The sequence below is a fragment of the Campylobacter sp. genome, from assembly GCF_020024835.1.
In the GTDB taxonomy this organism is placed as follows: domain Bacteria; phylum Campylobacterota; class Campylobacteria; order Campylobacterales; family Campylobacteraceae; genus Campylobacter_D.
Map to the genome: position 1 here is coordinate 23449 of NZ_JAHHTD010000006.1, position 20498 is coordinate 43946.

At 27.5% G+C, this 20498-nt stretch carries 22 protein-coding genes; 1 reads left to right on the forward strand and 21 read right to left on the reverse strand.

Annotated elements, in window-relative coordinates; genetic code table 11:
- Positions 1-17 precede the first annotated feature (17 nt).
- From QZ429_RS02150 to mqnP, 9 genes are read right to left on the reverse strand one after another with little or no spacing between them, the layout of a single operon-like run.
- Positions 18-680: a 16S rRNA (uracil(1498)-N(3))-methyltransferase gene (locus tag QZ429_RS02150; RefSeq protein ID WP_291950376.1), complete on the reverse strand. Its 663-nt coding sequence runs from the start codon at positions 678-680 to the stop codon at positions 18-20.
- Positions 681-1091: a hypothetical protein gene (locus QZ429_RS02155; protein WP_291950379.1), complete on the reverse strand. Its 411-nt coding sequence runs from the start codon at positions 1089-1091 to the stop codon at positions 681-683.
- A gap of 2 nt (positions 1092-1093) precedes the next feature.
- Positions 1094-1291, reverse strand: a complete 198-nt coding sequence (locus QZ429_RS02160; RefSeq protein ID WP_291950382.1) for a cytochrome C — start codon at positions 1289-1291, stop codon at positions 1094-1096.
- A complete protein-coding gene (locus tag QZ429_RS02165) occupies positions 1291-1875 on the reverse strand; it encodes a 6-carboxytetrahydropterin synthase (protein ID WP_291950385.1) in 585 nt (194 codons plus the stop codon). The genes QZ429_RS02160 and QZ429_RS02165 overlap by 1 nt, the downstream gene beginning before the upstream one ends.
- Positions 1872-2621, reverse strand: coding sequence for a 7-carboxy-7-deazaguanine synthase QueE (locus QZ429_RS02170; protein ID WP_291950482.1), 750 nt, complete (start codon positions 2619-2621; stop codon positions 1872-1874). The genes QZ429_RS02165 and QZ429_RS02170 overlap by 4 nt, the downstream gene beginning before the upstream one ends.
- Before the next feature lies 1 nt (position 2622).
- Positions 2623-3588: a GTP 3',8-cyclase MoaA gene (moaA, locus tag QZ429_RS02175; protein WP_291950388.1), complete on the reverse strand. Its 966-nt coding sequence runs from the start codon at positions 3586-3588 to the stop codon at positions 2623-2625.
- Between the two features lie 10 nt (positions 3589-3598).
- Positions 3599-4105, reverse strand: coding sequence for a hypothetical protein (locus tag QZ429_RS02180; protein WP_291950391.1), 507 nt, complete (start codon positions 4103-4105; stop codon positions 3599-3601).
- A complete protein-coding gene (locus QZ429_RS02185) occupies positions 4102-4602 on the reverse strand; it encodes a hypothetical protein (protein ID WP_291950393.1) in 501 nt (166 codons plus the stop codon). The genes QZ429_RS02180 and QZ429_RS02185 overlap by 4 nt, the downstream gene beginning before the upstream one ends.
- Positions 4593-5468 (reverse strand): menaquinone biosynthesis prenyltransferase MqnP, encoded by an 876-nt coding sequence (gene mqnP, locus QZ429_RS02190; protein WP_291950396.1) that lies wholly within the window; start codon positions 5466-5468, stop codon positions 4593-4595. The genes QZ429_RS02185 and mqnP overlap by 10 nt, the downstream gene beginning before the upstream one ends.
- Before the next feature lie 69 nt (positions 5469-5537).
- On the opposite strand from mqnP, the gene miaA reads away from it, so the two are divergent.
- The gene (gene miaA / locus QZ429_RS02195; RefSeq protein WP_291950399.1) at positions 5538-6407 is read left to right on the forward strand and encodes a tRNA (adenosine(37)-N6)-dimethylallyltransferase MiaA; all 870 of its coding nucleotides are present in this window, start codon (positions 5538-5540) and stop codon (positions 6405-6407) included.
- Here miaA and QZ429_RS02200 read toward each other — a convergent pair.
- The 12 genes from QZ429_RS02200 to nuoD are packed head-to-tail and all read right to left on the reverse strand — an operon-like array spanning position 6401 to position 20498.
- The gene (locus QZ429_RS02200; protein ID WP_291950401.1) at positions 6401-8818 is read right to left on the reverse strand and encodes a flagellar protein; all 2418 of its coding nucleotides are present in this window, start codon (positions 8816-8818) and stop codon (positions 6401-6403) included. The two genes, miaA and QZ429_RS02200, sit on opposite strands and share 7 nt — an antisense overlap.
- On the reverse strand, positions 8782-10191 hold the full coding sequence (locus QZ429_RS02205; RefSeq protein WP_291950404.1) for an NADH-quinone oxidoreductase subunit N: 1410 nt from the start codon (positions 10189-10191) through the stop codon (positions 8782-8784). Before QZ429_RS02205 ends, QZ429_RS02200 begins: the two co-directional genes overlap by 37 nt.
- Complete coding sequence (locus QZ429_RS02210) at positions 10191-11663, reverse strand: NuoM family protein (RefSeq protein WP_291950408.1); 1473 nt, start codon at positions 11661-11663, stop codon at positions 10191-10193. Before QZ429_RS02210 ends, QZ429_RS02205 begins: the two co-directional genes overlap by 1 nt.
- Before the next feature lies 1 nt (position 11664).
- Positions 11665-13467, reverse strand: coding sequence for an NADH-quinone oxidoreductase subunit L (gene nuoL / locus QZ429_RS02215; RefSeq protein WP_291950411.1), 1803 nt, complete (start codon positions 13465-13467; stop codon positions 11665-11667).
- Positions 13455-13769 (reverse strand): NADH-quinone oxidoreductase subunit NuoK, encoded by a 315-nt coding sequence (gene nuoK / locus QZ429_RS02220; protein WP_291950414.1) that lies wholly within the window; start codon positions 13767-13769, stop codon positions 13455-13457. The genes nuoL and nuoK overlap by 13 nt, the downstream gene beginning before the upstream one ends.
- The gene (locus QZ429_RS02225; RefSeq protein WP_291950418.1) at positions 13766-14269 is read right to left on the reverse strand and encodes an NADH-quinone oxidoreductase subunit J; all 504 of its coding nucleotides are present in this window, start codon (positions 14267-14269) and stop codon (positions 13766-13768) included. Before QZ429_RS02225 ends, nuoK begins: the two co-directional genes overlap by 4 nt.
- Positions 14262-14891: an NADH-quinone oxidoreductase subunit NuoI gene (nuoI, locus tag QZ429_RS02230; protein WP_291950421.1), complete on the reverse strand. Its 630-nt coding sequence runs from the start codon at positions 14889-14891 to the stop codon at positions 14262-14264. Before nuoI ends, QZ429_RS02225 begins: the two co-directional genes overlap by 8 nt.
- Before the next feature lie 5 nt (positions 14892-14896).
- Entirely contained in the window at positions 14897-15895 is a 999-nt protein-coding gene (gene nuoH / locus QZ429_RS02235; RefSeq protein ID WP_291950425.1) for an NADH-quinone oxidoreductase subunit NuoH, read from the reverse strand.
- Entirely contained in the window at positions 15888-18341 is a 2454-nt protein-coding gene (locus QZ429_RS02240) for an NADH-quinone oxidoreductase subunit G (RefSeq protein WP_291950428.1), read from the reverse strand. The genes nuoH and QZ429_RS02240 overlap by 8 nt, the downstream gene beginning before the upstream one ends.
- Positions 18338-19051, reverse strand: a complete 714-nt coding sequence (locus QZ429_RS02245) for a hypothetical protein (RefSeq protein ID WP_291950431.1) — start codon at positions 19049-19051, stop codon at positions 18338-18340. Before QZ429_RS02245 ends, QZ429_RS02240 begins: the two co-directional genes overlap by 4 nt.
- Positions 19048-19275 carry an NADH-ubiquinone oxidoreductase subunit E family protein gene (locus tag QZ429_RS02250; RefSeq protein ID WP_291950433.1) on the reverse strand — a complete coding sequence of 76 codons (228 nt, stop codon included), beginning with the start codon at positions 19273-19275 and terminating at the stop codon, positions 19048-19050. The genes QZ429_RS02245 and QZ429_RS02250 overlap by 4 nt, the downstream gene beginning before the upstream one ends.
- Positions 19272-20498, reverse strand: a complete 1227-nt coding sequence (gene nuoD, locus QZ429_RS02255) for an NADH dehydrogenase (quinone) subunit D (RefSeq protein ID WP_291950436.1) — start codon at positions 20496-20498, stop codon at positions 19272-19274. Before nuoD ends, QZ429_RS02250 begins: the two co-directional genes overlap by 4 nt.

The following is a 20498-nucleotide window of genomic DNA, read 5'->3' on the forward strand; positions in this document are numbered from 1 at the left end:
TAAATCTAAATAAAAATTTAAATTGCAAATTTTGAAGCTAAAGCTATCACTGCTGTTTGTGCTCTTAATATAAATGGAATATTTAATTTAGCTTTTTGAATATATTTAGCTTTTTCTAATTTAGAAAATCCACCTTCAGAACCCACTAAAAAAACATATTCTAATGGATCAAAACTTGATAAATCCTCTCCTTCAAAATCAATCAAAACTATATTTTTATATCTTGACTGAAATTGATCAAAATTTTCATAAATTTCAAATTTTAATAAAGAATTTCTGCCACATTGTTGAGATGATTCTATAAGAATTTTTTTCATTCTTTTTTCATCTAATTTAAAATTTCTTTGAGAATACTGCATATATATCAATGAAAGCTTTTCAACACCTAACTCATTTAAAAAAGGTAAAGTTTTCTCTATAACTTTTGGCTCAATCACTGCTAAGGCTAAATGAAGTTTTAAATTTTGTTGAGCTTGTTCGATTTTTTTCTCTTTTAATCTAAATAAAAAAAATTTTCTTTCTGATTGCACGCATTTATATGTATAAATGAAATTATCTTTTAAATTTTTAAAAACAAGTTCATCATTTTCCTTTAAGCGTCTTGCTTTTAGATGTAAAAATGCTTCATTTTCTATCTTTAATTCTTCTTCACCACTCTGATCATGATATAAAAATTGCATTTAAATATAAAACCTTTGTAATATATAAGGCACAAAAAGTAAAAATATATCTATACTTAAAATAAAAAAACTTAGAAATCTAAACTTAGCATAACGTTTATACAATCTTGCCTTTTTAAATAAAATAAATTGATAAATAGCAAGGAAAAAGATGAAAAACCAAGCAATCCACATAGATAAGATATATAAATTTATTTCAAAATGCTTTAAAGCCCAAAGTAAATTTCCAGTAAATAAGACTATGGCTAAAAATAAATAATAAATTGGCAAGAATAATCGAATTCTTCTAATAAAAATAAATTCTTGCGAAAAAGAACTTTGAGTTAAATACAAATAAAACAACATCAAAAAACCACTAGTGCATAAGCTATAAACATGGATTGCTAAAAAGAAATTATAATTTTGATCCATCATTATCCTTGACTTGCATTTTCATCTTTAACCTCATCATCAATAGGCAAAGGAAGTGTATCATCATTAATCTGTATATTAGAATCGCTTTGTTCAATCTGCACATTTTCTGTTTGTATTTCCTGAGAATTACTCTTTTTCTCCTCATTTGAACAAGCATAAAAAAATAAAATAATAAATCCTAGTAAAATTTTTTGCATTAGACCTCCTTTTGATTGGTAAAAATAAAATTTTGATCTTTGAGATTGGTGTAAAAATTTTGATCTTTCCATTCATTTTGTATAGATTCTGAAAATTCTATATCTTCTAAATTTATTTTAGGCAAGAATTCGCTATAAGCATCTTCTTTAAATCCTTGTGCATAACCTGTTCTAGTTTCGTGTATTATAATACTTTGCAATTTTACACCTTGCTCGCCATTGAGCATTTTAGTTTTTTGAAGTAAAGTATCTATAAGTATAAAAAATATCCTTACAAAATTTTCAGCACTTACATTTACTGGTAAAACTACCCATCTTTTAGAATGCTCTTTCATATCTTTTAAATATTTATCATCATCATATTTAAAAAGAGTAATTGCGTGATCAAAACTATCAATAATTTGTCTAATTTCATCTTTTAATAATCCAAAATCATATACCATTCCAGCATTATCTAAATACTTACTTTCTAATAAAATCTCAATTTTATAAGAATGCCCGTGGATACTAGTTTTACATCTTTTAGAGCTACAAAATCTTACTATGTGGGCATTTTCAAATTCAAATAATTTTCTAATAATCATACGCCTTCTTTATCCCCCCAAAGCCTAATATGCAGTCTATCAGAATAATTATATCCATTTTTTATACAAAATTCAGCAACACTTAAGGCATTTTGAGAAATTTCTTCTTGATTAAAGCCCATTGGCATACAATACACTTCATTTTGACAAATTGTTAAAATTTCTTCTATCTCTTCTTGTGCTTGATTATTTAGTATAAATTTCTTGTTTAAAACAAATTTATAAAAACTATCTTTAGCATTTTTTTTAAATGCTTGCAATGCTTTTTCATTAATCCTTTTTTCTTTAATCACATCACTATTACTTAATTTTACTCCTAAAGCAAAACAACACTCTTTATACAAAGGATACTCTTTAAAATCAAGCTCTATACTAGCATTAGTCTCAAAATGAAGTAAAAAACCTTGCTCTAACAAAAGTTCAATCCATCTAACAAACTCTTTATTTTTATGGTAAATTAAAGGTTCTCCACCTGTAATTACCACAATGGGTTTAAAATCTTTTTTTAATGATTTAACTCTATCAAATAATTCTTGTGCAGTATATTTTTTATAAGTAGATGCAAAATCCTTGGTAAAAACTGCCTTAATGGTATCACAACCTGTAAAAATACTGCCATCTTTTTCTCTGCTAACTCCAAAACCAATGCAATTAAAATTGCACCCTGAAAATCTTACAAATATAGCGAGTTTTCCACTATACATTCCCTCGCCTTGAATACTTAAAAAAGTTTCAACAATCTCCACTTTATCCGCCTGTTTGATAAAAAGCTCTTGTGGAGCTTTTATTGTCTTCAAGGCCCCATCTATTTTTTTCTGATTTATTTTTTATTACCATTCGTAAAATTTCACAAGCACCTTGAATATCCTTATTTTTTATAGATTTTCTAATACTCAAAGCCTCATCATAATACAAACAAGGTATTAAAAACCCTTCTGCTGAAAGTCTTATACGATTACAAGTATCACAAAAATCGTGACTATGTGGATCAATTATGCCAAAACGATAACCATCATCAAGCTCATATAAAGAAGCAGGAGCATTAGGAATTTTTTCACAAGCTTTAAAAGAATATTTCTTTGCAATGATATTTAAAATATCTTTAGATTTTAAACCCTTTAAATCACCATAAGCGTGATAGTTTTCCATAAATTCTATAAATCGAATTTGACAATTTCTTTCCTTGGCAAATTCTAAAAGTTGGACAAATTCACTATCATTAACATCTCTTAATGCCACAGTATTGAATTTGATTTTAAAATCAAATTCTAAAGCTTCTTCTATGCCATTTAATACTTCTTTGAGTATATTTTTTTGAGCCAACTTAAATGCCACTTCCTCTTTTAAAGTGTCTAATGATATATTAATTCTTTTTAATCCCGCATTTTTCAAATCTTGCGCTTGTTGTTTAAGCAAAAATGCATTAGTTGTAAGAGCTAAATCTATATCTTGCTTATACTCACTAATCATAGCAATAAATTTATGTAAATCTTTTCTAACTAAAGGCTCTCCGCCTGTAATTCTTATTTTATTAACTCCTTCATCAATACATACTTTTACAAACATAAACAACTCTTCAAATGAAAGCAAGTTTTCCTTTGCACTCCACTCAAAAGGTGTTTTTGGCATACAATATAAACAACGAAAATTACATCTTTGTGTTACAGAAATTCGTAAATAATCAATCACTCTACCGTAACTATCAATCAACATAAAAAACCTCTTATAAAAGTTTATTAAATTTTAAAATCAACTCAACCCTTCCAGTGCCTATGCGTAAATCTTTAGCAATTTGTTCTATAGATTTTTTTTGCTCAAACATTTCTATAACTTTTTGCTCTTCATTATCATAATTTGGACTCAATTTTGTAATACTTTGAGTTTTTTGTTCCAAATTTAAAAGCCTATCTTTTTGCTCACTTTGAAAATCATCAATTACTTCTTCAACTTCTTTCAAAGCAACAAGTATTGGCGTAATATTTTGATTAATCTTTGTATCTAAAATTTGTATAAGCTCCTCTTTTATCAATCCTATATCAACTTCTTCTTTTTCAATTTCTTGATCTTCGTTTTCTTTTTTTAAATAATGATATTGTTTATTTAAATCCTCTATAATCTTACCAAGCTCGTTAATTTTAGCTACATGTTCTCTTTCTCGTATAATCATATAAGCAAATAAAGCAAATATTAAAAGTATAATAACAAGTGCTAACAAAATATCTATACTCATTCGCTTTTCTCCTTTAGTATTTTAATCATTTCCCTTTGCATATCTACGACAAAATTATTATAAATACTCTCATCTTCACTTTTCATCTGTATAATTTTTCCCTCTTTTGCATTTAATCCTTTAAAGAAAAAACAAATCTTTTGCCCATAAAGTTCTAATTTTGCATAATATTCTTCTTTATGTTGCAAGCATTCTTCTTTAAATTTCAAATGAGAAAAATTTATACCATCTAGCATAAAATTCTGATTTAAATCAATAGACAAATTACTTTTATTTATATCATTTTTAAGCATAAAAATTTCTTGTTTTAAATCTAATAATAATTCAAAAATTAGTTGCTCACCCTCGCTAAATTCAACTCTAGAAGCAAGTTTTTTCCACTTATTTAAATTTACAAGATTATTTGAAGTTAAATAATCGTGTAAAAATTCATCATATCTTGTTTTACTTTCTTCAAAATTTAAATTTAAAGAACATTGAAAAAAATTTATCTCCATAAAAGATCAATCCAAATAAAAATAAAAAAAACTATACTCAAATAACCATTTAATGTAAAAAATGCTTTATCAATTTTAGAAAAGTTTTTTCTAACTATTTTGTGCTCAAAAAATAAAATTAAAGCACTAACAACTACGCCCATAAAAGCTATATTTCCAGTTGGAGCTATCCATACAAATAAAAACCAAAAGAGTATAGCTAAAACATGACAACAAGCTGCTAAAAATAAAGTAGTTTCAAATCCAAATTTAGCAGGAATAGAATACAAACCCACTTTTTTATCATACTCCATATCTTGCAAAGCATAAAGTAAGTCAAATCCAGTAGTCCAAAATGTAACACCTAAACATAAAATTACACTATAAATCTCAATTTTTCCGAGTATAATTACACTTCCTGCAATAGGAGCAAGTCCTAAACAAAATCCAAGTACTAAATGTGCTAAAGAAGAAAATCTCTTAAAAGTTGAATAAATTGCAAGTATAAATAAAACAGGTAAAGCTAAAGCAAAAGCTAATTTATTTATAAAATAACTTGACAATACAAAAATAACAGCGTTTAAAATAATAAAAAGCAAAATACTACTTTTGCCTATGCGTCCATCAACGCTAGGTCTATTAGCACATCGTGGATTATTTTTATCAATATCTTCATCCATTAAACGATTAACAGCCATTGCAAAATTTCTAGCACTCACTGCACAAATAATCCCTAAAAATAAAGCTTTAAAACCTATCCAAGTGCTATCATTTAACATAACAGAAGCTACAATCATTGAAACAAATAAAAAAGGTAAGGCAAAAATAGAATGCTTAAAGACAATCAAATCTAAAATATCTTTTATTTTGTTTTTGTATAAGTCCATATTCTAACTCTTTAAAAATATTTTTGCTATGATTTTACTAAAATAATTTAAATTTGGGATATTTTTATAATGTTTTTTGAATTTGCACTTATTGGGACTACTGCTAGTGGCAAAACAGATCTTGCTAATTCTCTTGCTAAAGAATTTAATGCGTGCATTCTAAGTCTTGATAGTCTTTGTGTATATAAGCAAATCAATATAGCTTCAGCTAAAACTGATGAAAAAACTCTGAATCAACTCAAATATTTTGGAGTAAATTTAATTAATGTAGATGAACATTTTAATATAGCTTTATTTTTTGAAGAATACAAAAAAGCTAAACAATTTGCCATCAAAAATAATAAAATTCTAATCATAACAGGGGGAACAAGTTTTTATCTTAAAACCTTAATGGAAGGATTAAGCGATGAATTTAAAGAAAGTCAAAGTCCAATAAGCAATGATGAAATTTATACTTTAATGCGACAAATTGATAAAAATTCAACAATAAAAAAAAATGATACTTATCGTTTAAAAAAATGGCTAGGAATTTATGAACAAACCAAAAAAATACCTAGTGAAGTTTTAAAAGAAAGTCGCAAAGAACCTTTAATAAAAAATTTAAAAATATATGACATTATTTGGGATAAAGAAGAGTTAGAAAAACGTATTGCTAAACGCACGCATAAAATGATAAAAGAAGGACTAATTGATGAAGCAAAAATGCTTTTTAGTAAATTTGATCCAAATTTAAAAGCATTAAATTGTATAGGCTTAAGAGAATGTAAAGATTTCATAAATAAAAAAATAACTCTGCAAGAGTTGGAAGAACTTATTATCATACATACAAGACAACTTGCCAAAAGACAAAGAACTTTTAATAAAAAATTTGAAAAAACTGATATACCTTTTGAATATGCTTACAATATACTAAAAAAAGAAATTACAAATATTTATTGAGACATATTCAAAATACCCATTTTTTCTTTACATAGACCTTGCCAATCACTCGTAGAATTAATATCTAAACATTTTTGCAAGCTATTTTTTTGATTTTGAGTCTGATTTAAATCTTCATAAATATTGCTTTGCACATAAAAGGCTCTAGCTCTTTCATCATCTTTCAAAGGATTGGCTAATAAATCTTTAAATAAACTTAATGCTTTTTGATTTTGATTAGTTTGCATTAAAGCTTTAATATACATAAATTCTAAATCTGGAGAAAAAAGATTCACTCCTTTTAAATTTTGATAATTTATAGCCTTTGGTGCATAGGTTAAAATATTAGTAATAAAATTATTCTTTTCACAAAAAAGCAAAAATTCATAATAAAGCTCTACCATACGATAATTCATCTTAAATTGCTCTAATCTTTGCAAAGTTTCAACCATAGCATTATAATCTTGGAGTTTAAGCTGGGCTAAAAATTTCATATAATATGCTTCAAATTTCTCATTATCGGTAATGATTGACCGAGTGGATAAAACACTTTCAACGATTTTAATAACTTGCTTATATTGCTTATCTTTTAAAGTAAGATCTGCATCTTGAAGTTTATAATAAATTACATCATCTTGTTCATTTTCGGCTATATATTTTTTAGCCTCCTCTATGCGTAAAGTTCTTTTAAAACACGCTAACATTTGTTTTTTATTATAAATTTTATTTCCAATATTATATTCTTTAAAGGTATCATATATTTCAATAGCCTTTAAACATTCATCATTATTTAAATCTTGACTTAAAATCTCTATAGCTGATTTTTCTAAAATATCTTTTGCTTCTTTATTTGAGTATTTTTCTATATCACTTTTATAGGAAATAACTTTTTTGTAATTTTTTTCTTTAAAATATAATTTTATATTATCAAACAAAGCCTTACTTGAAATTTCACCCACATATTTATGCATAATTTCTTCATATTTTTCATGTAAATACGTCGCATTTGTATCTTTTAAATACAAAAAATTCCTATCTTTAGCTTGTTTTATAAGTGCTAAATATTCTCCCATTGGAAATTCATCTGTATAAAGATCTAAATATTTTTCAGCCTTGTTATATTCTTTATTATTAAGCAAAGATAAAGCTAAATCTTTTAAAACTCTTTCATAATCTTTTTCAATTTTTGGTAAATGTGAAAAAATATACTCATAAATTTCTGAACTAATATCATAAATTTTATTATTATCTAAAGCTTTTGCTAAAATCAAGGAATTTGATAAATCACTCATAAAAAACTTAGGATTAGATACTAAAATCTTACGAACTAAATCTTTAGCATCTTTAATATTGTTTTGCTGTAGATAATTTTTAGCTAAAAACAATGCTGCTCTACTTGCTAAATCTGCATTTGAAGTTGAGTAATAAACCTCTTTATAAATATCTACTGCCGCACTTTTTTTACCTAGATTATACAAATAATCAGCATAATCTAGCATAGCTACAATAGTATAAAAATTATTTTTATGTTCTGTTGTTAAAAGATTTATAGTGTATTCCACATTAGATCTTTGTGATAAACCTATATAAATCCTCATTATAATATACATCACTTCAGTAAAATCTTTATCATTTATGTAAGTTCTCGTCCATTTTTTAGCGTCCTCTAACATTTGACCTAAAATATGCTGATCTTTATCTAAGGCATAAGTATAAAGTTGGTTTTGTGCTCTTAATTTATACAATTTAAATTCATTCATAAAGATACTGCCTTGGTATCTCTTAATAGCATTTACACTATCTCTTAAAACCTGATCATATTTTTTAGCCTCATATTCTTTTTTTATACTAAAATAAGCATTAAAATCTGCACTTTTAGAGCTTTCCATAGGATTTGAATTTAAATCTAAAGCACCTATAAAAGGCATCAATCCATCATTAAAATAAATATTAAAATCCAAGCCATCATCAATTCGATCTTTTTTAAGATCTTTTGTAAAAATAAATATAAAATGTTTTGCAAGATTTGATTCTTGGTTAAGTATTTCTTTAGCATCAAAAATCTCTTGAGAATAACTCCTCATTTTTGCTGGAATTTTTGGACTAATGATAATATCCAAATAAGCTCGTTCTTTTTTGAATTTTATAGAAAATTCATCAAATTCCCGATCTTGGAATTTCATATTACTCGTACCAAAAACTTTACATTCAAAAAAATTTTTCTCTGATTCAAAACTACTTTTACAAGTAAAATTTTTATCATCTTTTAAATGCAAAATAGTAAATGGGATTTTTGCATCTTCACCTTTGTTTATGATGATTTCAAAAGAAAATACATAATTTACACCCAGTAAAAGTAAAAATAATATTCTTCTCATAGATGTGATTATAGCAATTATTTTACAAAAGCAAAAATACCACATACTAAACATAAACTTCCTATAAGACAAAAACATAAAATTACTTTTTGTCTTACATATAGTTGCTCACTTTGAGAATAATCAAATTTTTTAAAAAATATATAAATTAAAACTTTCAAATAAGCATATAGCATAATCATAGAACTAACAGCTATAGCAAACATCACAATATAATAACCAGAAGTTAAAATAGAGGCTAAAATCAATAATTTCCCCCAAAATACTCCAAAAGGAGGAATACCAGCGATACATAAAATCAATAAAGCTATAATTACTGATAATACAGGTCTTTTATTAAATAATCCTGCAAAACTCTCATAAGAACTTTCTTTAAACAAACTTAATATCAAAAATAAACCATAATTAGCAAATGCAAAAACTATCCAATATAAAAATAACGCATATACTGCCATTAAATACAATATACCACCATCTTGAAAATTTAAATTAATTTCTGAAATTATTGCTGCTAATATAAAAGATGAATGAGTTATAGAACTATATGCAAGCATTTTTTTTACATCATTTTGAACTAAGGCTACAATACTAGCACTTAACATAGAAAATATTGCTAAAAATACAACAATATATTCAAATTTTACTCCTCCGCCTAAAGCTGAAAAAATTCTTAATACAACTATAATCATCGCTATTTTTGGCACTACAGATATAAAAGCTACAAAAGTTGTATATGCACCATAATACACATCTTTTAACCAAAAATGAAAAGGAGCTATAGATAACTTAATCCCTACTATCACTAAAAACATAACTCCAGCACTCAATAAAATAGGATTTGCAATATATTCTGAATGTAGTAAATCAACTAAATCCAAAGACCCAATTTTTAAATATACAAAAGCACAAGCAAAAACAAAAAAGCCACTACCAATGGCTGCGATAGCAAAATACTTAATACTTGAGCTAATTGCATTATGCGTTCCCCTTAAAGCTATCAATGTATAAAGTGCTAAAGAAGATCCTTCTAAAGCTAAAAAAATCACGATTAAATTTGTGCTTGAAACCATTAATATTAAGCAAGCTATCATAAACAAAAACAAAGGAAAAAATTCAGTCCTTTTCTCTTTTACATCCATAATAAGATAAAAAATAGAAAAAACTATTATAATCACCTGTGCAAATATGGCGTAATTATCACTTATAAATAAACCAAAAAAAGCATTAGTATTGCTCAATACAAATCCATTAAAAATACTCAAAAGTAATGAACTTCCTAAAAGAGCTATTACACTCACACTTGTATAAAAATTTCTGGAAAACTTTGTAAAAACACTTAGTAAAAGTAAAACAATAGCCCATAAAAACAAAGATAGCATTGGCCACAATAATACAAAATTCAATCTTTCCATATCAAAACCACTCATTATAAACCTCTTACACTATCTATGATTTTTTGATCTTCTAAAGCATTATTTTTCATTTGTATCATTTCAAAAATAACATTTACATTATCTAAAATTTGATCAAGCATAAAACTTGGTGCTATACCAAAATAAATAATCATTATGCTTAATAAACTTAATACAAAAATTTCATTTTTATTAAGTTTAAAATTTATTTTATCTTCTTGATGTTTTGGCATAAAAAACATATTTCTATAAATATTTAACATATAAATAGCACCTAATATAATAACTATACCTGCTAAAAGTGCATACCATAAACTAATTTCAGCAATTCCTTGCAAAATCAAAAATTCTCCAACAAAAGATATACTTAGCGGTAAAGAAATTGATGAAAGCATTAAAATTCCAAAAAATACGCTATATAATGGAGATTTTTTAGCCAAATTTTTATAAAAATCAATCTCATAAGTATAGTATCTTTGATAGAGTGTATATGCAGCTAAAAATAAACCACCTGTAACAATCCCGTGAGCAAACATATAAAATACAGCACCACTTAAACCATTATGAGTTTCTGTAATAATACCTAAAATCACAACTGCTAAATGTGAAATAGAGCTATATGCTATCAATTCCTTCAAGTCTTTTGCCTTAAATGCTATAAATGCTGCATATAAAATACCTATAATACACAAAGCAACTAAAATAAAAAGATAGTGATTTAAAACATCTGGAGTTAAAGGCAAAATAAATACTATTATACCAAAAGGTGCCATTTTAAAACTAACTAGCATAACAGAAACCAAAGTAGGACTTTTAGCATATACTGATGGTGCCCAAGTATGAAATGGAAATAAAGGACTTTTAATAGCAAATGCAGTAAAAAATCCTAAAAAAATTAAATTTTGTGCATATTCTGGTATAAAAAAATCACTCTTATACCATTCTGGTAGATCAAAACTCCAATAACCAAAATTTTGAAAATATAAATATCCTACATAAATAATAGCTAAAAGCATTAACATAGAGCCACAAAATGCATAAATAAAAAATTTAATCCCCACCTGATAATTACTTGAATATCTTCCTATGAGATAAATAAGCGGGATTAAAGAAAATTCCCAAAAAATATAAAATAAAATAGCATCTAAAGAAGCAAAAAGCCCCATCATACAAAATTCTAGTATAAATATACTTACCACTACGCTTTTATCTTGAATTTTTAAATACACAAAGGATAAAAAAATCATCAAAGAGCAAAGTAACATTAAATACAATGCTATAGCATTAACACCTATGTGATAATTTGCGATCAAAAAAGAAAAATTGAACTCATAAGCTAATCCATCTTGATATTTGTAAAGTAAAAATAAATTTAATATAAGAACACAAAAACTAACTAATATAGCAAAAGTCTTACTTTCATCTTTTTTTAAAAACAAAGCTATACAAGCAGCAAAAAATGGAAAAGATATTAATAAATTTAACATATTACACCACCAATACTAGACAAAATAAACAAATAAATGCTGATACAAAAATCCTTAAAATTAAAGAAAAATCTCCTTTAATTGAAATATCTTTTGCAAATGCTTGTAGAAATTGAGCTATACTATTTACAACAGCATCTAATATTTCTTTATCACTTCTTTTTAAAAATTCACAAAATAAAATGTATTTTTGGACTAAAAACTGATGGTAAAATTTTGGAATATAATACTCATTAAATATAAGTTTATACACACTCATCTTAGCTAATGAAGGCTTAAACCAATTTTTCCAATACGCAATAATAGCCAATAACACCCCAAGTATAGCAGCAATGATAGCAAGTTGCATTACTAAAAAATTTTGTGCTGAAATTAAAGTTAAATCCGAACTCACAAAATCCATAAATTTATGCTCAAATAATCCAGCTATAGTAGCAAGTAAAGCAAGTGGGCTCATAGCTAATAGTGCTATTTTGCCTGCTTCATGAGGATGCTCTTCGTGTCGTCTTGGAGTAAAGAAAACAAGCATTAAGAGTCTAAAGCTATAAAATGCTGTCATAAAAGCTGAAACTAATAATACTAAAAATATCCCGTGATGATGGCTTATAAAAGAAAATCCTAAAATTAAATCCTTAGAAAAAAATCCTGCAAAAGGATAAATTCCAGCTAAAGCTAAAGAACCTATAAGCATTAAAATGGCACTAAAACGCATACTTTTATAAAGCCCACCCATTTTACTAATATCAAGTTTATCATTCATAGCGTGCATTACATTTCCAGCCCCTAAAAATAATAAAGATTTAAAAAACGCATGTGTTGCTAAGTGAAATAATGCTATAGCATAAGCCCCAAGACCAGCAGCTACAAACATATATCCAAGTTGAGAAAGAGTAGAATAAGCAATGATTCTTTTTAAATCTTTAGCCACCATAGCCATAGAAGCAGCAAACAATGCCACAAAAGCTCCCAATAAAGCTATAAAATAACCAACCTCACTTGCTTGCAAATAAAGCTCTCCAGCACGAATTATCAAATACACTCCTGCAGTAACCATAGTCGCAGCGTGGATTAATGCAGAAACTGGAGTCGGACCTGCCATAGCATCAGCAAGCCAAGTATGAAATGGAAATTGTGCGGATTTACCCATAGCCCCTATGAAAAGTAAAATTGCAATCCAAATCAAGATTTTATTATTTTCATGACCTGATATTACAAGATGAAATACCTCATCATATTTTAAAGTACCAAATTCTAAATAAATTAAACAAATTCCTAAAAGTAAAGCTAAATCTGCTATACGATTCATAATAAATGCTTCATTAGCTGCAAAAGTGTATTTTTCATTATGAAACCAAAAACCTATCAAAAGCCAAGAACAAACTCCAACTCCCTCCCAGCCTATAAATAATCCTAAAAAATTATCACTCATCACCAAAAACATCATTGAAAAAACAAAAAATCCAAGATAACTAAAATAGCGATTAAACCCTTCATCTTTTTCCATATAAAATATGCTATATAAATGCACACAAGTTGATACTACACCCACTACACACATCATAACTAAAGTGATAGTATCTATCTTAAAACCAAATTTAACATCGATTAAAGATATCCAAGTGCCTAATGAAAATTCAAAATGAGCGTTATTAATCAATAAACAAATAGATGCAATAGCTGAAATTAAAACTAAAATAAAAGCAAAATATCCTAAAAAAAAATTTTTAGCTCTAAAGGAAAAAATTCCTAAAATTAATGCAGACGCTAAAGGTGTAAAAAGTGCAATCAAAGCTAAATTTTGCATTCTTTATCTCCTTTTTCTACTAAAGAACTTAATTCAAGAGTTTGCGTTTTTCTATACCATATCACACAAAGTGCAATTCCAACAGCAACTTCGCAAGCGGCTACACCCATTATAAACAAAGCAAAAATTTGCCCTTCAATATCATTGTGTAAAACACCTGCTGTAACTAAGGCTAAATTGGCTGCATTTAGTAAAATCTCACTAGAAATAAAAAGCATAATTAAATTTTGTCGTTTTATAATACCTATTAAACCTATAACAAACATTAAAATGGCAACTATATAATATTTTTCAAACGTCATTGCTCATCCTTTTGTGTATTTTTTTGCGTAAGAACAATGGCACAAATTAACGCAATCAATAATAAAATAGCCATAAATTCAAAAGCCAACATATACTTAGTAAATAATAACAAACCAATTTGCTGTGTTGATGTAAGATCATAAACTATATCTTGCTTTGTTCCGTCTATATTATGACCTAAAATGACAGATAAAAATAAAAAAATACTAAAAATAACAATAATAAATATTTTTTTATCTTTTAAATTCTCTTTAACTTTTGAGGAAGTATCAAAAAACATCATAGCAAAACTATAAAGACCTAAAATAGCACCGCTATAAATGATAATCTGTATTGCTCCGATAAATTCAGCATTTAGCAAAAAATAAAATCCGCTTAAAAAAATCATAGCAGCAGCTAAAGCACTAATAGCATAAAGCATACTAGTACTTAACACACTCACCAAAAAAAATCCTAACACCAATACACTCAATATATAAAAGGCTAATGTTTCAAACATTTTTTTCCTTTGTATCTTCTCTTTGCAAATCTACATCATAATAATTTGGAGTTTTCTTAACTAAATCATCAGCATCTTGCCTAAGACTACCACTACCTTGAAACACAACTTGATCTTTTAACTCATCAATAGGAGTTAAAAGATCTTGTTTTTGTCCAAAATACGATCTTTGTTCTGCTGTATTTTCATATTCTTTTCCATGAACTATAGCAAGTTCAGGACAAACATCAGCACAAAAACCACAATAAATACAACGTCCTAAATTGATACTATAATTTTCTACTTTTTTACGTCCATCATCTGCTAAAGATGTCTCCATTCTTATACAATTACTAATGCAAATCTTTTCACATAAACCACATCCTATACAACATTCATTTTCACTTTCTATAAAACGCATCAAACGATGTATCGCACGATATCTATCATCTAAAGCCACTTTTTCCATAGGGTATTTGATTGTTGCGCTATTATTCCTTTTTAGCATTTCCCTTAAAACTACATACAAACCAACAAAAAGCTCAGTATTTAAAGTTCTTTTTACAATTTGAATAAATTTCTCATAAGCATTTTGAGGATTTTTACGCTCAAAATCTATTTTAAAATAATCCTTTTTCATCATTTTTCCTATACTACAAGCACTAAAGCACTAACTAACAAATTTAAGACAGCCAAAGGTATTAATATCAAATAACACATTCTCATAACTTGATCAGGACGCAGTTGAGGAAAGGCCCCCCTAGCCCAAAAATACCAAAAAAACACAAAAGATACCTTTGCAAGCATCATAATAGCACCAGGTATAATCCAAAAATCGTTAAAACCACCTAAAAATAAAAGAGATATTAAAATAGCTCCAGTTATCATAGCAGTATATTCACCTATAAAAAACATACCCCATCTAAGTCCTGAATACTCCGTTCCATAACCAGAAACAAGTTCAGTTTCATTTTCACTTAAACAAAGTGGCGTTCTATTAGTCTCTATAAAAATAGCTATTACAAACAAAATAAAAGCTAAGGGTTGTTTAAAAATAAGCCATGAAAATAAACCATTGTTTTGATAATTATTAATATCTACTAAAGAAAGAGAACCTACCAACATTACCACACACACTAATGAAAGCCCTGCAACACTTTCATAAGAAATTATAGAAACTAATCCTCTAGCTCCACCCAATAAAGACCATTTATTATGACTTGCCAAACCACCTAAAAAAATAGCATAAAAGCTAATCCCGCCCATACCCATAACAAATAACAAAGCTACATTTATATCAGCTATAAGAGGACGGACTATTCTTCCAAACAAAGTAAATTCAGGAAAAATAGGTATAGCAGCAATAGATACAAAAGCACAAATAGCAGCAATCAAAGGGGCAACTAAAAATACTATCTTTTGTGCGTTAGTTGGTATAATGTCTTCTTTTGTAAAAAGTTTTATCATATCTGCAACAACTTGAATCAAACCAAATGGCCCAACCATATCAGGGCCTATACGACGATGAAAAAATGCTAAAACTTTTCTCTCAAGATAAGTTGCAACACCAGCTAAAGTCGCAAAAATAGCTATAACAAGAATACATTTAATGATAGTTTCTATGATAAAAAATGTGATATCACTCATATTTTACTCCTGTTTTTTCAAGCCAAATTTTAATGTAACGCGAATTTTTAAATAAATCTTGGGTATTAATTTTGCAATCATAATCCCCTAAATAAGCACCATTTTCTAGATGTTCATCGACTTTTACACTCAAAGCAAGTTGCATATGCTGATTTTTTAAAATCACACTCTCATTTTGAATCAATCCAAATTTTTCCATCAAATCAGTCGATAAAAATAGCACTCCAACTTCATTAAAAGACCTATTGCTAAATTTTCCAAATTGATGTATAGGATTTGCAAAATATAAATCCAAATTTCCTTCTTCTTGATTGTTTTTTCTATTTCCTAACAATGCTTCTTTTAGTTTGAAATTTGAAAAATCAAGCTCATATCCTCTATAATTTTTTCCACCATTGTCATAATAATTTTCTAAATCATCAAAACAAATATCTTTAAAACCTTTTTCTTTAGGCAAAAATCTAGTATAATCTATGGTATATTCTTTATCAAAACCTAAAGCGTTAGCTAAATCATTTAAAAAATAACCTTTAAATTCCAAGGCTACATTCGTAGGAACTACTCTTTTATCATAATTAACAAAAGTGCCCTCTTGCTGATTTAAACTAGAACTTGCAAGATCACAATGCTCTTCATATGAAAAAGAAAAATCTCCTGCTTCATTATAACCAAGTGTTTTGCCTTCTTTATATGTGTCTTTTAAATCACAAATTAAACTCACGCCTAAAGTATTTGTGCAAGTTGGTATTAAAAATACTTTAAAATCAGTATATTTTTGTATCAAAGCACATAATTTTGCTAATTGTAAATTTTGTTCATAATAAAAATCACTACCTATAACTAAAGTAATTTTTTGCTTCTTAGCTAGTAAATTTTCTAAAATATCTTCATCTATGCCAAGAACTTTCGCATATTTTGATCTTTTTATTTTGATAGTTTTTGTAATCTTTTTAGGAATTTGTTTTTTTACCTCTTGAACAATAATATCACCATTTTCATTTTGACTTTCAATTTGTTCGATAACTTCTTCTGTAATAGTTTCTTCAATCTCTTTACTATCTTGATAATAAGCATTGTCAATTATATTTTTTAAATCTTGCGGAATCTCTTTTGCAAATTTTTGCAAAAGAAAAAGTAAAATATTCTCATTATCTTCAATTTTATGATTAATTTGCAAAATGTTTTTAGAGTATTTATCTATCCCTTTATCTTTTATAGGATGAAAATATAAAGCCGCTCCTTTATTCATAACTAAAGCATTGTTAATTTTATATCCAAGAGTTGGTGCATCATATCTTAAAAATGAACCTACAATAATCAAAAAATCACTTTGAGTAATATCATCACTATTTGCATTATATACATCATTTATTTCACAATAAAATGCATTTAAAAAATCTTGAAAATATTGCGCCTCATCATTAATTAAATTCAAATCAAACTTATTGCTTATATTTTGCAAAATCAAAGCCTCTTCGTTTGTAATAAAACTATTAAATTTAATATTTTTTATCTCTTTATTTTTAATCATATTTACGAGTTTTTCAAAAGCTATATTATCTTTATATTCTATTTCATTTTGAGTGTTAAAACCATACCTTGCTGCTTTATTAAGCGTTGCAAATGCAAAATCATTACTTACTCTATAAATTTTTTCTTTTTGATTATTTATACTTGTTTGTTTAATATCATAATACATTAATTCACAATCACTAGAATGTGGATTACTTGCTGGAATTCTTTTTAATTCCCAAACATTTGAAGTATATTGAAAAGAAGCTCCTATTAAAGCTCCAGTTGGACAAACACTAGTGCATTCTCCACAAAAAGAACAATTTAGCTTTTCTCCAACACTTGGAGCTATCAAATTTTTTTGAAATTTAGTCCAAATAGCAAAAGCATCTTTACTCATACTTTCTTTAAAACTTACATCAGGAGCATTAGAACCTCTTGGTATCGTCTTTAAAGCACTTTCTCCTATTTTATCTTTGCAAATTGTTATACATCTTTCACAAACGATACAAAGTGCGGGATCGTAATTAATCTCGCCCCATTTTTTATGTTGTTTATGAGTATCTTTAATCCAATAATTTTGTGTATTTACTCTAGCTTTATGTGTAAAATTTTGAAGCTCGCATTCTCCAGATTTATCACAAACTCCACATTGCAATGGATGATTAATACAATAAGCTTGCATAATAGCATTACGCTCATCCCATAAATTTGGTAAATCACTTTCTACAACCATACCTTCTTTGATTTTAGTATTACAAGAATATACCTTTTTTCCATCTGCTTCTACCATACACATACGACAGGCTAAAGTTGGCGAACATCCACTTAAATAGCAAATTGCTGGGATAAATATATTATTTTTTCTAGCTACATTTAAGATATACTCATTTTCATTTGCTTCACATTCTACGCCATTAATGATCACTTTCATTTTATAACCTTAATCTGGGCTTTTACAAAAGCAAATACATTGCTTTCATAATTATATAAAGCCACAGTACCTTTTAAATTTGTATTGATTTTTACTTGAGTGTGAAAAATCTTATTATCAAGTTTTAACTCTATAAAATCGCCATCTTTTACCTTAGCTATCAATGCAAAAGAAGAAGAGCAATATAAATTTGATTCTTTTAAGGTGCTTTTTAGCACTACGATACCATCAAAATTATCAAGTTCTAAAAGTTTTTCAAATTTTTCTTGTATTTTTAACTCTTCACATTGCTCATCACTGCAAATTAAACAAAGTTCAAATTTTTTACAAAGTTTTGCTAGAAAAAATTTAATATTTTCATAATCTTTGTGTTGCTTTAAATTTTTATCAAAAATAATACATTTAGCATTTTGCAAAAATTCCAAAACCTCTAAAGCTTCTTCTTCCCCAAAACAAGATTCAGCACTTAAATATCCTTCATCTAAATCTTTAAATTCATCTATACTCATTTTACACAACAACGCTAAAACAAAAGAAACACTAGCTATTTCACACTTATAAGAACTAGCATTTAAAGCTATATCTTGCATACAAGAAATATTGATATTTTTACTTTTACTTAATTTTGTATTTAAATTTGGATTTTCTAAAGAGAGTAAATCTACAAAACACAAAGCATTTAAACCTTCTTGATATGTAACTAATTTCACCGATTAGCCTTTTTTAAAACTATAGTCCAATCGACTTGATTAAATTTTAAAGAATTTAAAAGTTCGCAATTTTGTTCTTTCACAAAAGCAAAACTTTTTTCTACATTAGAAAAATCTCCTATTTCAAATAAAACAACTAAAACCTCGCCATTGTAAGCTTTATTGATAATTGTCTTTAGATCAAAAAATAAATCTTTACTCTTTCTTAAATCTACACGCCTCATCGATCAATCTCACCTAAAACAATATTTATACTTCCTAAAATCGCTACAGCATCAGCTAAATACGATCCTACAAGCATCTCTTCTAAAAAAGCACAATGGAAAAAACTAGGTGTTCTAGCTCTTAATCTATAAGGCCTACTGCTTCCATCTGAATGAATAAAAAATCCAAGCTCACCTTTTGGACTTTCAGTTGGCACATAAACCTCACCTTTTGGAGGTTTTAAACCTTGAGTAACTAAAACAAAATGTTGCATCAGGGAATAATTTTGAGTCATAATTTGTTCTTTTGATGCACTTACATATTCTGGGTGATCGCATAAAATTTGCGGTGAAGTGTCCTTATATAAGGTAGCGCATTGGACAAGAATTTTTAAACTTTCTCTAAATTCTTGCATATAAACTTTATATCTAGCATAAGAATCACCCATTTTTGCAACAGGCACTTTAAAATCTATCTCTTCATAAAGCAAATAAGGCTCTTCTTTTCTTATATCATAAGCAACTCCGCTACCCCTTAACATAATCCCGCTACAGCCCCAATTTAATGCCTGCTCCTTAGTTACAACTCCTACATTTTCAGTTCTTGCACGCCAAATTCTATTCTCATCAAGTAAAGCTTCATAATCTTTAATGTCATTTGGGAATTTCTTACAAAATGCTAAAAGTTCTTCTAAAAAACCCTTAGGCAAATCAAGCATTACCCCACCTATTCTCATAGAAGAATGAGTTAATCTCGCCCCGCAATATTTTTCTATTAAATCAAGCACATATTCACGCTCTCTAAAACAATACAAAAACACGGTCATCGCACCAATATCAAGTGCATGAGTTGCTAGCCATAATAGATGAGAGGCGATACGATTTAATTCAAGCAAAATCATTCTTATGACACTTGCCCTACGAGGTATTTTTAGATCACAAAGTTTTTCAACTGCGGCGACATAGGCATAATTATTTGCACTTGCAGCAACATAATCCATTCTATCAGTAGTTGGTATAAACTCCTGATAAATCATATTTTCAGCCATTTTTTCCATACCACGATGCATATAGCCTATGCAAGGACTAGCCTTAATAATTTCTTCCCCATCAAGCTCTAAAATAAGTCGCAAATTTCCATGAGCACTTGGATGTTGTGGTCCAAGATTTACTATCATAGTGCCATCTTCTCGTTCAAAACTTATATTTTCATAGTAAGGTTTTAATTTAGTAGAAATTTGCAT

Coding starts and splice junctions, on each gene's coding strand:
- QZ429_RS02150 (WP_291950376.1), bottom strand. CDS start 680: ATGCAATTTTTATATCATGATCAGAGTGGTGAAGAAGAATTAAAGATA.
- QZ429_RS02155 (WP_291950379.1), bottom strand. CDS start 1,091: ATGGATCAAAATTATAATTTCTTTTTAGCAATCCATGTTTATAGCTTA.
- QZ429_RS02160 (WP_291950382.1), bottom strand. CDS start 1,291: ATGCAAAAAATTTTACTAGGATTTATTATTTTATTTTTTTATGCTTGT.
- QZ429_RS02165 (WP_291950385.1), bottom strand. CDS start 1,875: ATGATTATTAGAAAATTATTTGAATTTGAAAATGCCCACATAGTAAGA.
- moaA (WP_291950388.1), bottom strand. CDS start 3,588: ATGTTGATTGATAGTTACGGTAGAGTGATTGATTATTTACGAATTTCT.
- QZ429_RS02180 (WP_291950391.1), bottom strand. CDS start 4,105: ATGAGTATAGATATTTTGTTAGCACTTGTTATTATACTTTTAATATTT.
- QZ429_RS02185 (WP_291950393.1), bottom strand. CDS start 4,602: ATGGAGATAAATTTTTTTCAATGTTCTTTAAATTTAAATTTTGAAGAA.
- mqnP (WP_291950396.1), bottom strand. CDS start 5,468: ATGGACTTATACAAAAACAAAATAAAAGATATTTTAGATTTGATTGTC.
- miaA (WP_291950399.1), top strand. CDS start 5,538: ATGTTTTTTGAATTTGCACTTATTGGGACTACTGCTAGTGGCAAAACA.
- QZ429_RS02200 (WP_291950401.1), bottom strand. CDS start 8,818: ATGTTTAGTATGTGGTATTTTTGCTTTTGTAAAATAATTGCTATAATC.
- QZ429_RS02205 (WP_291950404.1), bottom strand. CDS start 10,191: ATGAGTGGTTTTGATATGGAAAGATTGAATTTTGTATTATTGTGGCCA.
- QZ429_RS02210 (WP_291950408.1), bottom strand. CDS start 11,663: ATGTTAAATTTATTAATATCTTTTCCATTTTTTGCTGCTTGTATAGCT.
- nuoL (WP_291950411.1), bottom strand. CDS start 13,467: ATGCAAAATTTAGCTTTGATTGCACTTTTTACACCTTTAGCGTCTGCA.
- nuoK (WP_291950414.1), bottom strand. CDS start 13,769: ATGACGTTTGAAAAATATTATATAGTTGCCATTTTAATGTTTGTTATA.
- QZ429_RS02225 (WP_291950418.1), bottom strand. CDS start 14,269: ATGTTTGAAACATTAGCCTTTTATATATTGAGTGTATTGGTGTTAGGA.
- nuoI (WP_291950421.1), bottom strand. CDS start 14,891: ATGATGAAAAAGGATTATTTTAAAATAGATTTTGAGCGTAAAAATCCT.
- nuoH (WP_291950425.1), bottom strand. CDS start 15,895: ATGAGTGATATCACATTTTTTATCATAGAAACTATCATTAAATGTATT.
- QZ429_RS02240 (WP_291950428.1), bottom strand. CDS start 18,341: ATGAAAGTGATCATTAATGGCGTAGAATGTGAAGCAAATGAAAATGAG.
- QZ429_RS02250 (WP_291950433.1), bottom strand. CDS start 19,275: ATGAGGCGTGTAGATTTAAGAAAGAGTAAAGATTTATTTTTTGATCTA.
- nuoD (WP_291950436.1), bottom strand. CDS start 20,498: ATGCAAATTTCTACTAAATTAAAACCTTACTATGAAAATATAAGTTTT.